General features: G+C 69.2%; 12 protein-coding genes and 1 tRNA gene. 7 read left to right on the forward strand and 6 right to left on the reverse strand.

Going from position 1 to position 13624, the window contains the following annotated elements:
- The first annotated feature begins 51 nt into the window (after window positions 1–51).
- The 7 genes from EAO72_RS25835 to EAO72_RS25865 all read left to right on the forward strand — a co-directional run bounded on the left by EAO72_RS25835 (window position 52) and on the right by EAO72_RS25865 (window position 8457).
- Entirely contained in the window at window positions 52–705 is a 654-nt protein-coding gene (locus EAO72_RS25835; RefSeq protein ID WP_148019594.1) for an SCO family protein, read from the forward strand.
- A complete protein-coding gene (locus EAO72_RS25840; RefSeq protein WP_148019595.1) occupies window positions 702–1148 on the forward strand; it encodes a copper chaperone PCu(A)C in 447 nt (148 codons plus the stop codon). Before EAO72_RS25835 ends, EAO72_RS25840 begins: the two co-directional genes overlap by 4 nt.
- 14 nt (window positions 1149–1162) lie before the next feature.
- Window positions 1163–3184, forward strand: a complete 2022-nt coding sequence (locus EAO72_RS25845; protein ID WP_148019596.1) for a copper resistance CopC/CopD family protein — start codon at window positions 1163–1165, stop codon at window positions 3182–3184.
- A gap of 8 nt (window positions 3185–3192) precedes the next feature.
- Entirely contained in the window at window positions 3193–4563 is a 1371-nt protein-coding gene (gene efeB, locus EAO72_RS25850) for an iron uptake transporter deferrochelatase/peroxidase subunit (RefSeq protein WP_410090502.1), read from the forward strand.
- A 210-nt stretch (window positions 4564–4773) separates the two neighbouring features.
- Window positions 4774–5709, forward strand: coding sequence for a prephenate dehydratase (gene pheA, locus EAO72_RS25855; RefSeq protein WP_148019597.1), 936 nt, complete (start codon window positions 4774–4776; stop codon window positions 5707–5709).
- Window positions 5710–6373: 664 nt separating this feature from the next.
- Window positions 6374–7663 carry a serine--tRNA ligase gene (gene serS / locus EAO72_RS25860; protein WP_148019598.1) on the forward strand — a complete coding sequence of 430 codons (1290 nt, stop codon included), beginning with the start codon at window positions 6374–6376 and terminating at the stop codon, window positions 7661–7663.
- Window positions 7660–8457 (forward strand): HAD family hydrolase, encoded by a 798-nt coding sequence (locus tag EAO72_RS25865; protein WP_148019599.1) that lies wholly within the window; start codon window positions 7660–7662, stop codon window positions 8455–8457. The genes serS and EAO72_RS25865 overlap by 4 nt, the downstream gene beginning before the upstream one ends.
- 90 nt (window positions 8458–8547) lie before the next feature.
- Here the strand turns inward: EAO72_RS25865 and EAO72_RS25870 are convergent.
- The 6 genes from EAO72_RS25870 to EAO72_RS25895 form a co-directional block, all read right to left on the reverse strand.
- Window positions 8548–8634: transfer RNA gene (locus EAO72_RS25870), tRNA-Ser, on the reverse strand.
- Between the two features lie 271 nt (window positions 8635–8905).
- The gene (locus tag EAO72_RS25875) at window positions 8906–9601 is read right to left on the reverse strand and encodes a hypothetical protein (protein ID WP_148019600.1); all 696 of its coding nucleotides are present in this window, start codon (window positions 9599–9601) and stop codon (window positions 8906–8908) included.
- A gap of 282 nt (window positions 9602–9883) precedes the next feature.
- The gene (locus EAO72_RS25880) at window positions 9884–10603 is read right to left on the reverse strand and encodes an ABC transporter permease (RefSeq protein ID WP_148019601.1); all 720 of its coding nucleotides are present in this window, start codon (window positions 10601–10603) and stop codon (window positions 9884–9886) included.
- 28 nt (window positions 10604–10631) lie between these two features.
- Window positions 10632–11543, reverse strand: a complete 912-nt coding sequence (locus tag EAO72_RS25885) for an ABC transporter ATP-binding protein (RefSeq protein ID WP_148019602.1) — start codon at window positions 11541–11543, stop codon at window positions 10632–10634.
- Window positions 11540–12448: an ABC transporter permease gene (locus tag EAO72_RS25890; protein ID WP_148019603.1), complete on the reverse strand. Its 909-nt coding sequence runs from the start codon at window positions 12446–12448 to the stop codon at window positions 11540–11542. The genes EAO72_RS25885 and EAO72_RS25890 overlap by 4 nt, the downstream gene beginning before the upstream one ends.
- Window positions 12438–13472 carry an ABC transporter ATP-binding protein gene (locus EAO72_RS25895; protein WP_187285213.1) on the reverse strand — a complete coding sequence of 345 codons (1035 nt, stop codon included), beginning with the start codon at window positions 13470–13472 and terminating at the stop codon, window positions 12438–12440. The genes EAO72_RS25890 and EAO72_RS25895 overlap by 11 nt, the downstream gene beginning before the upstream one ends.
- Between the last annotated feature and the right edge of the window lie 152 nt (window positions 13473–13624).

Here is a 13624-nt window from a genome sequence, read left to right on the forward strand (position 1 = left end):
TCCCACCCGCCAGTCCCACCCGCTCCACCGACCCATCAGGAACAGTGCTCCATGGTTAAGAAGTCTGTGCTGGCCGCGGCGCTCGTCGCCGCGGCCGCGCTCACCCTGTCCGCCTGCGGCGGCAGTGACAACGACAGCAAGAAGCCCATCGCCGACGTGTCGGTCGAGGCGAAGACGCAGGCCGCGACGGTGCTCGACCAGCCGTTCACCAAGCCGAATCTCGTCCTGACCGACACCCACGGCAAGAAGTACGACCTGCGCGAGCAGACCAAGGGCAAGCCGACGCTCATCTACTTCGGCTACACCAACTGCCCCGACGTCTGCCCGCTCATCATGAGCAACATCGCGATCGCCAAGAAGTCGCTCCCCAAGGCCGACCAGGAGAAGCTCCAGGTCGTCTTCGTCACCACCGACCCCGAGCGGGACACCCCGGCCTCGCTGGGCTCCTGGCTCAAGTCCCAGGACCCGTCCTTCATCGGTCTCACCGGCGACTTCCCGACCATCCAGGCGGGCGCCCGGCAGATCGGCATCGGTATCGACGCTCCGAAGAAGGAGAAGGACGGCACGGTCGTCTCGATGCACGGCTCCCAGGTCATCGCCTTCTCCCCGAAGACGGACCAGGGTTACGTGCTGTACAGCGAGGACACGACGCCCGACGACTACACCAAGGACCTCCCCAAGATCGTCAAGGGGGAGAAGCCGTGAACCGCCGTTCGGCCCTCGCCGGCGTCCTGGCCCTCTCCACGGGGCTGACGCTGGCGGGGTGTTCGTCCTCGGACGCACCGGAGCTGAAGGTCATGGGCGCGTTCATGCCGCAGCCCGTCAACGACATGGCAGCGGCCTTCCTCGTCGTGCGGAACGACGGCGGCAGCTCCGACCGCCTCACCTCGGTCACCAGTCCGCTCTCGGACGACGTCACGATCCACGAGACGAAGAACCAGGCCATGCGCATGGTGACGTCCTTCGACGTACCCGCGGGCGGTGAGCTGGATCTGGAACGCGGTGGAAACCACATCATGTTCATGAAGCTCAAGCAGCAGCCCAAGCAGGGCGAGACCGTGTCCGTGGAACTGCACTTCGAGAAGGCCGGCCCCATGAAGGTCGACCTTCCCGTGAAGGAGACCACCCACAACCCGAAGAAGCAGTGAGGGACTGACACACCATGACAGCCACCGCCCCGCCCTTCGGGCGCTCCCCGACCGCATCCGCCCCGCGCCGGCCGCTCGCCGTCGCCGGCCTCCTCGCCGCCCTGGCCGGCGTGGTGTTCGGGCTGCTGCTGGCCGTGGCGGGCCCCGCGTCGGCGCACGCCGCGCTCACCGGGAGCGACCCGKAGGYCGGGGCGGTGGTCGGTACCGCGCCCAAGGCAGTCACGCTCACCTTCTCCGAGCAGGTCGCCATGGGGGAGGGCTCCATCCGCGTCCTCGACCCCGCCGGGAAACGCGCCGACACCGAGGAGGCGCCGCGTGATCTGCACAGCGGCTCCACCGTGAAGTACGGCGTCTCCCTGCACGCCGGGCTGCCCGACGGTACGTACACCGTCGCCTGGCAGGCCGTCTCCGCCGACAGCCACCCCGTCTCCGGCGCCTTCACCTTCTCCATCGGCGCGCCCTCCGACACCACCGTCGCCCTCCCGGACAGCGAGGCCGGCGGCGGCCTGGTCGGCACGCTGTACGGCATCGCCCGTTATGCCGCGTACGCCGGGTTCATCGTGCTCACGGGCGGCTCCGCGTTCGTGCTGGCGTGCTGGCAGCGCGGAGCGGGCGCCCGTCCGCTGCAGCGCCTCGTGGTCCGCGGCTGGATGACCCTCACCGCGGCCACGCTCGCGATGCTTCTGCTGCGCAGCCCGTACACCGGTTCCGGGAAACTCGGCGACGCATTCGACCTCGACGGCCTCAAGGCGGTGCTGGACACCAAGCCCGGCGCCGCACTCGTCTCGCGGCTGCTGCTGCTCGGCGCCAGTGCGCTGTTCATCGCGGTGCTGTTCGGTGCGTACGCGAAGCGCGAGGACGAACGCGAGAAGAAGGACCTCACCTTCGGCCTCGCGATCGGCGGTGCGGTCATCGCGGCCGGAATCGCCGGGACCTGGGCGCTGGCCGAACACGCGTCGACCGGAATCCAGCCCGGTATCGCGATGCCCGTCGACGTGCTCCACCTCCTGGCCGTCGCGGCCTGGCTGGGCGGGCTCACCGCCCTGCTGATCGCGCTGTACCGCACCCCCGACGTCACCGCCGTCGCGGTACGCCGGTTCTCACGTATCGCGTTCGTCAGCGTGCTCGTCCTCACCGCGACCGGGATCTACCAGTCCTGGCGCCAGGTCGGCTCCTGGTCCGCGCTGACCGGCACCGGATACGGGCAACTGCTGCTGGTGAAGGTGGGCCTCGTCGCCGTCCTCGTGGGGATCGCCGGGATCTCGCGCCGGTGGACCGCCCGGCTGGCGGCGGGTGGGGGCACGCACGCGGACAACGCTGCCCCAACCCCCGAGACGGCCGGCACGCACGCGGACACCGCTGCCGCACCCCCCGAGACCGCCGGCACGCACGCGGACACCGCTGCCGCAACCCTCGAGGCCGCCGGCACGAAGACCCCGCAGGCCGCGGCACCCGAGGATCCTGCGCGCGCCGCCCAGCTCGCGCGGCAGCAGACAGCCGTGGCCACCGCGGAGAAGAAGCGGATACGTGACGCCGACCCCGACCGGTCCGGTCTGCGCCGCTCGGTGCTGGCCGAAGTCGGGGTCGCGGTGGCGCTGCTTGCGGTGACCACCATCCTGACCTCGACCGAGCCCGGCCGCACCGAGGAAGAGGCGGCACGCACGTCCGCACCGGCCGCCGCGCCGGTGACGAGCGGCCCCGTCAACCTCACCCTGCCCTTCGACACCGGCGGCGAGAACGGCAAGGGCACGGTCCGCATGGACCTGGACCCCGGGCGCACCGGAGCCAACGTGGTGCACCTCTGGATCGACGGTATCGACGGGAAGGCCATGGACGTCCCCGAGGTGAAGCTCGCCTTCACCCTGAAGTCCAAGGACATCGGGCCCCTGCCTGCCGTCCCCGTCCGGCTGACCGAGGGGCACTGGACCGCCACCGGGATCCAGATCCCGATCGCGGGCAACTGGAACGTCGCGGTCACCGTACGAACCTCGGACATCGACCAGATCACGGTCGACAAGAACGTCAAGATCGGCTGAGCAGGACCGTGAGCGGACACCGGACAGACAGCACAGACACGTCGAGCGGCGCGGGCAGCACGGGCGGCGCCGGCGGCCGGAGCAGGCGTACCGGAAACGATTCCGAGTCCGCCGCCCGGGCGACCGTCGCGATCTCCCGGCGGCGACTGATCGGCACCGCGGGAGCGGCCGGTGCCACCGGTCTGGTCCTCGGGGCGGCCGGCGGCGCCACCGGCTACGCCGCGACCCGGGACGAGGCCCCGACGGCACTGACCTCGGTGGGCTCCACCGAGGTGATGTTTCACGGGAAACATCAACCGGGGATCACCACTCCGCTTCAGGCCCGTGGCCACCTCATCGCCTTCGACCTGGCCCCCGGGGCCGGCCGCAAGGAGGCGGCAGCCCTGATGCGCCGCTGGTCGGCCACGGCCGAGCGGCTGATGGCCGGTGAAGCCGTCACCGGCGGCTCGGCGGACGGCGCCGGGCACGACACCGGCATCGCGCTGGACGCCGGACCGTCCTCGCTGACCGTCACCTTCGGTTTCGGCGCCACCTTCTTCGAACGGACGGGTCTGAAGGGCCGCCGTCCGCCCGGACTCGACCCATTGCCGCCGTTCTCCGCCGACCATCTCGACGCCGGCCGGTCCAACGGCGACCTGTGGGTACAGATCGGGGCCGACGACGCACTCGTCGCCTTCCACGCGTTGCGGGCCGTACAGAAGGAAGCCGCTGCGACGGCCACCGTCCGCTGGCAGATGGACGGCTTCAACCGCACCCCCGGCGCCACCGCGAAACCGATGACCGCCCGCAACCTCATGGGCCAGATCGACGGCACCGGCAATCCGAAGCCGGCCGACAGCGACTTCGACCAGCGTGTCTTCGTTCCGGCGGGCGCCGACGACTCCGCGTACGAGTGGCTGGCGGGGGGCTCTTACGCGGTCGTCCGACGGATCAGGATGCTGCTGGACGACTGGGAGAAGCTCCCGGTGGAACGTCAGGAACGGGTCATCGGGCGGCGCAAGGCGGACGGCGCTCCGCTCAGCGGCGGCACCGAGACCACCGAGATGGACCTCGACAAGGCGGGCCCGGACGGCAAGCTGCTGATCCCCGACAACGCTCACGCCCGTATCTCCTCTCCCGAGCGCAACAGCGGCGCCGCCATGCTGCGGCGCCCGTTCTCGTACCACGACGGCATCACGTCGGACGGCAGCCCGGACGCCGGGCTGCTGTTCATCTGCTGGCAGGCCGACCCCCTGCGCGGCTTCGTCCCCGTGCAGCGCAAACTCGACCGGGGCGACGCGCTGTCGCCCTTCCTCCGACACGAGGCGAGCGGGCTGTTCGCGGTGCCGGGCGGTGCGGCGCGGGGAGAGTACGTGGGGCAGCGGCTCCTGGAGTCGTAGTCCGCTGCGGTGAGTGGCACGCGCGTGGACGGCGTCAGCAGCCGGACGGAGCGGCACGCGCGGCGACCGCATCCGCTGTCGGCCGGAGCGGCACGTCCAGGGACCGCATCCGCCGCCGGACGGAGCGGCACCTACGGGGACCGCATCCGCCGCCGGACGGAGCGGCACGTACGGGGACGCCATGCCGACCCGGCGCACTAGGGTGACGGTATGTCCGCCACGCGCTACGCCTATCTCGGCCCCGAAGGCACCTTCACCGAGGTCGCCCTCCGTACGCTCCCGGAGGCCGCCACCCGCGAACTCGTCCCGATGGTCTCCGTACCGGCGGCACTGGACGCGGTGCGCAACGGTACGGCCGCCGCGGCGCTCGTACCGATCGAGAACTCCGTCGAGGGCGGCATCACCACCACGCTCGACCAGCTGACCAGCGGCGAACCGCTGATGATCTACCGCGAAGTGCTGCTCTCCATCACCTTCGCCCTGCTCGTCCGTCCCGGCACCAAATTGTCCGACGTCAAGACGGTCACCGCGCACCCGGCCGCGCAGCCGCAGGTACGCAACTGGATGGCGGACCACCTCCCCCAGGCCGTATGGGAGTCGGCGGCGTCCAACGCGGACGGTGCCCGACTCGTGCAGGAGGGGCGCTACGACGCCGCCTTCGCCGGGGAGTTCGCGGCGGCGACCTACGGGCTCGAACCGCTGGTGACCGAGATCCACGACGCGGAGAACGCCCAGACCCGCTTCGTGCTGGTGGGCCGCCCGGCCCGCCCGTCGGCGCCGACGGGCGCGGACAAGACCTCCGTGGTCATCTGGCTCGGGGACGACCACCCCGGCGCACTGCTCGAACTGCTCCAGGAATTCGCGGTGCGCGGGGTGAACCTGATGCTGATCCAGTCCCGGCCGACGGGTGCGGGGATCGGGAACTACTGCTTCGCGCTGGACGCCGAAGGCCATATCTCCGACCGCCGGGTCGGCGAGGCACTGATGGGACTGAAGCGGATCTGTCCGAAGGTCCGGTTCCTCGGCTCATATCCGCGGGCCGGCGTGACCACGGCTGACGTACGCCCCCTGCGGGCGGGCACATCGGACGCGGACTTCACCGAGGCCTCCGACTGGCTCGCCCGGAACCAGGACGGGCGGGCCTGACCCCCCGCCTGCCCGTCGTCCACCCGGTTCGTTCCGTCGTCCACTCCGTCCGCCTGTCGGCACTCCGCCCGTCGCCGCGTCCCGGCCGCCCGTCGGCCATAGCGCCTGTCCGTATGGCCGGTGCGATCAGCCGATAGTCATCGACGGAAAAGTTATCCACAGGTGCTCCTCTCGACCTGGGGACAAGTCGACACCGCAACGCGACATGGTCGACAAATCTGCCCACGTCTCCCAGATCGGTCCACAGGTCGACGGGTCGTGTGTTGTCAGCTCAATTCCAGTGATCAACTCTTTAGGGCGAGCAATTCCCACCCGAACGAGCGTCTGAAGTGGGTTTGAACCGCGAATCCACAAGCCGGCATGCGGCTTTCGGAATGATCTCCTCCATGTCCACAGACCTTCCTCACAGCCTGTGGATAACTTTGACCGGCCATGCATTCCTGTGGACAAGCGGCGCCCAACTCGCCAACCACACAAGGCCGATGCGTCAAGGCGCATAACCCTTCTGCCCCATTTAGGGGAATAGGGCACCTTTCCTTGATCCCGCCACCTCGTGCCGCGCAGATTCCGCCCCCAGCATTACCAATACCGGCAATTCGGGCAAAGTGACACGCTTGGCAATATCGGTTCGGACTACCGAAGCCGACACCGGTAGCCTGGAGGGGTGATTGACCTTCGCCTGCTTCGTGAGGACCCCGACCGTGTTCGCGCCTCCCAGCGCGCCCGTGGAGAGGACGTCGGCCTCGTCGACGCCCTGCTCTCCGCCGACGAACGGCGCAGGTCGTCCGGGGTCCGGTTCGACGAGCTCCGTTCCGAGCAGAAATCGCTCGGCAAGCTCATTCCCAAGGCCTCCCCGGAGGAGCGCGCCGAACTCCTGAAGAAGGCCGAGCAGCTTAAGGCCGACGTCAAGGCGGCAGACGCGGCGCAGGACGAGGCCGACGAGGAGACCAAGAGCCTGCTGCTGCGGCTGGGCAACATCGTCCACACGGACGTGCCGGTCGGCGGCGAGGAGGACTTCGTCGTCCTGGAGACGCACGGCACCATCCGCGACTTCGGCGCCGAGGGCTTCGAGCCCAAGGACCACCTGGAGCTCGGCGAGGCGCTCGGCGCGATCGACATGGAGCGCGGCGCCAAGGTGTCCGGTTCGCGTTTCTACTACCTGACGGGCGTCGGCGCGCTCCTGGAGCTCGCTCTCGTCAACGCGGCGATCGCCCAGGCCACCGAGGCGGGCTTCATCCCGATGCTCACCCCGGCGTTGGTCCGTCCGCGCGCCATGGAGGGCACCGGCTTCCTCGGCCAGGCCGCGGAGAACGTGTACCACCTGGAGAAGGACGACTTCTACCTGGTCGGCACCTCCGAAGTACCGCTTGCCGCGTACCACATGGACGAGATCATCGACGCGGACAAGCTGCCCCTGCGGTACGCGGGCTTCTCGCCGTGCTTCCGCCGCGAGGCGGGTACGTACGGCAAGGACACCCGCGGCATCTTCCGGGTCCACCAGTTCGACAAGGTCGAGATGTTCTCGTACGTCGACCCGGCGGACGCCGAGGCCGAGCACCAGCGCCTCCTGGACTGGGAGAAGCAGTGGCTCACCGCGCTCGGGCTGCCCTTCCAGGTGATCGACGTCGCCACCGGTGACCTGGGCTCCTCCGCCTCCAGGAAGTTCGACTGCGAGGCGTGGATCCCGACCCAGGGCAAGTACCGCGAGCTGACCTCCGCGTCCAACTGCGACGGCTTCCAGGCACGCCGGCTGTCCGTCCGGATGCGGGACAACCGCGACGGCAAGAAGGTCCTGAAGCCGCTGGCCACGCTGAACGGCACGCTCTGCGCCGTACCGCGGACGATCGTGGCGATCCTGGAGAACCACCAGCTTCCCGACGGTTCGGTACGGGTGCCCGAGGTGCTCCGTCCGTACCTGGGCGGGCGCGAGCTGCTGGAGCCGGTCGCCAAGTGACCTTTCCCTACAAGCTCGTCGCGACCGACCTCGACGGCACGCTGCTGCGTGACGACGACACGGTCTCCGGGCGCACGCGCGAGGCACTGGCCGCGGTCACCGCGGCCGGTGCGGCGCACATCATCGTCACCGGCCGCGCCGTCCCGTGGACCCGGCACATCCTGGACGACCTGGGCTACGAGGGCCTCGCGGTCTGCGGCCAGGGCGCGCAGGTCTACCACGCTGGTGAGCACAAGCTCCTGACGTCGCTGACCCTGGACCGGCAGCTCGCAGGCCTCGCGCTCTCCAAGGTCGAGGCCGAGGTCGGCCCGCTGGCGCTGGCCGCGAGCCGCGACGGGCTCGACGGTGAGGTGCTGGTCGGCCCGGGGTACCGCGTGCAGGAAGGCCCGCTGCCGGCCGTCCTGGTCGAGGACCCGGCCGAGATGTGGTCCGCCCCGCTGAACAAGGTCTACATACAGCATCCGGAGCTGGACGACGACGCGCTGGCGAAGGCCGCGCGGGCCGCGGTCGGCAATCTGGTGGACGTGGTCATGGCGGGTCCGGGCGTAGTGGAGATCCTGCCGCTGGGGCTCAGCAAGGCCACCGGCCTTTCGCTGGCCGCACGTCGGCTGGGTGTGAAGGCGGCGGACACGATCGCCTTCGGCGACATGCCGAACGACATCCCGATGTTCGCCTGGGCACGGCACGGCGTGGCCATGGCCAACGCGCACGAGGATCTGAAGGCCGTGGCCCAGGAGATCACCGCGTCGAACGAGAACGACGGGATCGCCGTGGTGCTGGAGCAGTTGCTCTAGGCGTCGGTGCCGGGTCTCACGGCCGGGTCTCAGGGCCGGACCTCGGGCCCAGACTTCAAGGCTGGACGTCAGGCTGGGCCTTCTGCGAGGCGGAGGATGCGCGGATCGAACGCGCGCGGGGTCAGTGCCCCGACGACGGCTTAGCAAGCCGCTGCCTTACCACTCGGCCAATCCTCCGGGAGGCGGCCGCGCGCGGTGCGCAGCAACGGCCGCCCGGGCGTGCTGCTCGGAGCGGCGCGGCGGAGCAGTCGCTGACTACTCCGGTGCCGGTTCGGGCACGCCCTGCTGGGAGCTCGACGGACTCGGACTCTCGGTCATCGCCGCGCTCCTCTCCCGGTCTGTGGTGCCGTTCCCGGCGGGTGCCGTATCACCTACTGTGCCGTGGCCCCGTCGCCCGGTGCCACTCAATTACGGCGGCGCGGGCAACGGGGCTTCGTCAGGAACTTCGTCAGCGGTTCTTGTTGCGGCGGCTCAGGTCCTTCAGATTCCGCGCGAGCTCGTCCATGTGCTCGTCCAGCCGCACGATGTCCTCGGACACGCCGCCCAGCCGCACGCTCATGGCACCGACCACTTGATGCGTGACCTCCATCCTGCGGTCGAGGCTGTCGAGGCGGTGCGACATCCGGTTGAGAACCGGCCCGAGTTCCTGCAGGGCGCTGCCGACTCCGGCCAGGCAGCTTTCGACCCGGGTGACGCGGTGTTCGAGCGAGGCGTATCCCGCGCGCAGGTCCTGCTCGGCGTCGAGGAGATACGTACGGACGCATCGGGCGATGTCGCTGTCGCGAAGAAGCATGGCGACGTTGAGGACGGTCCTGCGGGTGTAGAGCGTGAGCTGGGCAGGCGCCTGTGGATAACTTTCGCCCTGTCCACCACCCAATAGGGACATCATGTCCCTATTAAAGACGCGCAGGTCAGCGCCTCGCAGCAGCCTCAGGCCGTTCTCCTCCATCTCGGCCCGATGGCGCTGGGTCACCTTCTTGATGACCTCTGTGGATACTTCGAAGTAACGGGCCACGTCCTCAGTGCGAACGTGAACTCCGTCCGGGAGCATGACAAGGCTCTTCACCTTGTCCAGGGCATCGACGCGCCCCATCTGTTCGACGCGCAGCGCGCGTGATTCGAGGAGGGCGACTTCCGTGGGCATGAGCGTGCCTTCCGATCGTGAATGCGACGGCGGACAGCCCTCACCCCGGGCTTCAGGGGCGGAGGACGCTCACGGTTGCCACTCATTCAAGGACCGACCGACGAGTGCTTCCCGCCGTATCGACTATCCGGATCTCACGAAAGCTCGACGCCACAGATTCCAGTTGCCTCCACGCGGAGTGAACAACGAGCCGATAACCGTACAGTTACGCGTATGACCGTCCGATATGCGGCAACCCCCGTCCAGGAAACGGGGGTTGCCGTCATCTAAAGCCGCCTTCGCTCACTCCTCGCCGGCGAGCTTCAGCGTCCGGAGCTTCTGCCCGGCGTACCAGGTCGCCATCACGGTGACCGCGACCAGCAGCACCGTCGCGACCGGCAGGCCGACGTCGGAGGTGATCGCGCCGCCCCCGCCCACCTTCTCCGCCAGAGCCAGGGACCACTGCTGCACGCTGAGCGTGCGCGCACCGGGTACGAGGCTGCCGAAGAGGGCCTCCCACACGAGTGCGTAGACGAGTCCGAGGACCACCGCGTGACGGCTGACCGTGCCCAGCAGCAGGAACAGCGCGCTGTAGGCGATCGAGGCGACCAGCGCGGCGATCGTGTACGCCACCGCGATCTGCTGACCGTTCCCGTTGAGGATCAGACCGGCGATCAGCGTCGGCACCGCCGAGAACACCATCGTCACCGCGATCGCCACGATCAGCTTGGTGAAGATGATCCTCGGCCGTTTCACCGGCTTGGCCAGCAGATAGACGATCGAGCCGTCGTCGATCTCCGGCCCGATGGCTCCCGTGCCGGCGATCACACCGATCAGCGGCACCATGGTGGCGATGGCGAATCCGCCCAGCACGTCCGAGGCCACCTGGTCGTCCGCCCCGGCGAACATGCGTACCGCCACGGCGATGACGATCAGGAGCGCCGGCAGGACGAAGAGGATGGCGGCCCGGCGTCGGCCGAGCAGGGCCCGGTAGGTGAGCCGGGCGACTGTGGGGTCGTACATGACGTCACAGCTCCTTTCAGGCCACTACTCAGGCCGCTACGAGATAGGAAAAGACCGATTCGAGGGACTCGTCGGACGGCGAAACGGTCAGCAGCCGAATGCCCTGATCACGCGCCACCTTCGGCAGCAGCGTGGTGAAGCGTGCGAAGTCGACGGCCTGGATGCGCAGCGCGTTCTCCCCGAGGTCGACCTCGATGCCGGCCGTCGACGGGTCGGCGATGAGCGCGGCCGCGAGGGCGCGGTCGTCGCTGGACCGTACGAGATAGCGGTGCGGCCGGTCCGTCATCAGCCGGCGGATCCTGCGGAAGTCACCGGACGCGGCGTGCCGCCCCGCCACGATCACCTCGATGTGCGAAGCGAGCTGCTCGACCTCTTCGAGGATGTGGGAGGAGAAGAGAACCGTGCGGCCCTCGGCCCCCATCCGTCGCAGCAGTTCCATCAGCTGCATCCGCTGGCGCGGGTCCATTCCGTTGAACGGCTCGTCGAGCAGCAGCACGGACGGATGGTGGACCAGCGCGGACGCCATCTTCACGCGCTGGCGCATGCCCTTGCTGTACGTGGAGATCTTGCGGTCCTGCGCGTACTCCATCTGGACCGTGGCCAGCGCGGCAGCCGCCTCGGCGTCGCCGAGCCCCTGCAGCTCGGCGTTGGCCACGACGAATTCGCGGCCGGTCAGGAAGTCGTACATCCCCTCCCGCTCCGGCACGATGCCGATCTGCCGGTAGACGGCCTCGTTCCGCCAGATCGGCGTGCCGTCGAGCGTCACCGTGCCCGTCGACGGGGCGAGGAATCCGGCCATCATGTTGATGAGCGTGGACTTGCCGGCGCCATTGGGCCCCAGCAGACCGGTGACACCCGGTCCCACGGTCATGCTCACGTCGTTGACGGCGACCACATTGCCGAACCAGCGGGAGGTGTGGTCGATCTCGATGGTGGTCACAGCCCGACCCTCCGGTAGCGGCGCATCAGTACGGCGTACGAGCCGGCGACGAGCGCGAGAACAACGATCAGATAGACCACACCGGCCCCGGCCCCCGGGCCTTCCCCTCCGGGGAAGGCGGAGTCCGCTCCGAGGAACGCGGTCTGCACACCGTCGACGAGCGTGATCGGGGAGAAGAGCCCCAGCCAGGGCACGGCGCCGGTGGACCCCGTGTTCCAGGCGATGCCCTGAATGGTGCTGACCGCGCCATACGTGATCGTCAGCACGGCGATCACCGCTGCGACACCGAAGCCGCGCCGCGGCGTGAGCGCTGCCATCACCAGGCCGAGTCCTGCGAAGAGCACGGACAGCAACGCCACCGACACCATCCCCTGAGCGAACCACTTGGTCTGGTCGGCGAAGTCGAACTTCCCCAGCAGAGCGCCCACGTACAGAATGACGAGCGGCGCCGCGGTGAGGACGAAGAGCGCGGAGACCATGGCGGCGAACTTCGCGAGGACGTAGTCGCCTCGCTCGATCGGCCGGGAGAAGTAGAGCGGGATGCTCTTGAACCGGAGGTCCCTGGAGACCGACTGCGGTGCCTGTGCGGCGATGAACAGGCCGATGACGGCCTGCAGATAGATCGCGAACGAGGTGTACTTGATCGGCAGCTGCGTCGTGTTGGGAGTGGCGATGGCGAGTGCCACGATGACCGCCGCCACCAGGCACATCACGCCGAGCAGCAGCATGGGCAGCACCTTGGACTTGGTCGACCGGCCGAGCCCGAAGGACCCGCGCAGGGACTGCGAGTAGAGCGAGCGGCGGGCGTAGGCGCGGCCGAGCCGCGGGCCGTCGTAGGCGCGGTAGCCGATGTTGTGGATCCGGGAGGTCTCGCTCCCGGTCGCGGCGCCGGTCTCAGTGCTCATCGCGACCGCTCCCCTTCTGCTGTGCGGCCCCGGCGGTCACGGGCGCGGTCCGCGCCTCGGGGTGTGCTGCCGGTGCCTCTTCGGTACGGAAGACCTCGGAGATGTGGTGGCGGCGCTGTTCCATCCGGACGAGGCCCAGGCCGAGACCGGCGACGCTGTCGCGGACGAGGTCGTACGTCTCCTCGCCGGCCGCCTCGACCAGCAGGATGTGGCCCGCTCCGGGCAGCCCTTCGGCATCGAGCCCGTTGAGCCCCACCAGCTTGACCCCCGCACCGGTGAGAACCTTGCGCAGCGCGTCGGTCCCGTCGGGGTGCGTATCGCTGTCGGTGACCTCGACCGCGAGTGTCGTGGTGGTCTGGGTGAAGTCGCTGGTGGAGCTGGAGCGCAGCAGCGCTCCGCCGTCGATGACGACGACGTGGTCACAGGTGCGCTCCAGCTCCCCCAGGAGGTGCGAGGTGACGAGGACCGAGATGCCGAAGTCGGTGTGGATCCGCCGGATCAGACCGAGCATCTCGTCGCGGCCCACCGGGTCCAGACCGTTGGTCGGCTCGTCGAGGAGGACCAGCTGCGGATCGTGGACCAGCGCCTGGGCCAGTTTCACCCGCTGCTTCATACCGGTCGAGTAGCCGCCGATGGGCCGGTAGCGCTCCTCGTACAGACCGACGTGCCGCAGCGTGTCCGCGGTACGTTCACGGGCCGCGGTCGGCGGGAGTCCGGACATCCGCGCCATGTGGACGACGAACTCGGTGGCCGAGATGTCGGGCGGCAGGCAGTCGTGTTCGGGCATGTAGCCGACCCGTTCCCGGATCGCGGCGCCGCTGGTCGACACGTCGAGCCCGAGCACCGCGGCCCGGCCCTCGGTCGCGGGGGACAGACCCAGCAGGATCTTGATCAACGTGGACTTGCCGGCTCCGTTGGCGCCCACCAGCCCGGTCACACCGGGGCCGATGTCCAACGAGAGCCGGTCAAGCGCGGTCACCCGTGGGAACCGCTTGCTCAGGCCTTCGGTCGCAATGACAGTCACGTCACCGACGTTAGTGGCGCAGGCCACACCCGTCGTCAGACCTGAGGCTGGAATCCCGTCAGACCCCAGATGTACGGACCCGTAGGGGGACCACCCGCAGGAGGATCACCCGGCTCAGGGCCCGGGACCGCCGACGGCGTCGTGCCCGGTCG

The sequence above is a fragment of the Streptomyces sp. OR43 genome (genome assembly GCF_008042275.1).
Classification (GTDB): domain Bacteria; phylum Actinomycetota; class Actinomycetes; order Streptomycetales; family Streptomycetaceae; genus Streptomyces.

What these genes read in the sequence shown, in the direction of transcription:
- pheA (WP_148019597.1), top strand. Translation starts at nt 4,774, where the DNA reads ATGTCCGCCACGCGCTACGCCTATCTCGGCCCCGAAGGCACCTTCACC.
- EAO72_RS25880 (WP_148019601.1), bottom strand. Translation starts at nt 10,603, where the DNA reads ATGTACGACCCCACAGTCGCCCGGCTCACCTACCGGGCCCTGCTCGGC.
- EAO72_RS25835 (WP_148019594.1), top strand. Translation starts at nt 52, where the DNA reads ATGGTTAAGAAGTCTGTGCTGGCCGCGGCGCTCGTCGCCGCGGCCGCG.
- EAO72_RS25875 (WP_148019600.1), bottom strand. Translation starts at nt 9,601, where the DNA reads ATGCCCACGGAAGTCGCCCTCCTCGAATCACGCGCGCTGCGCGTCGAA.
- EAO72_RS25890 (WP_148019603.1), bottom strand. Translation starts at nt 12,448, where the DNA reads ATGAGCACTGAGACCGGCGCCGCGACCGGGAGCGAGACCTCCCGGATC.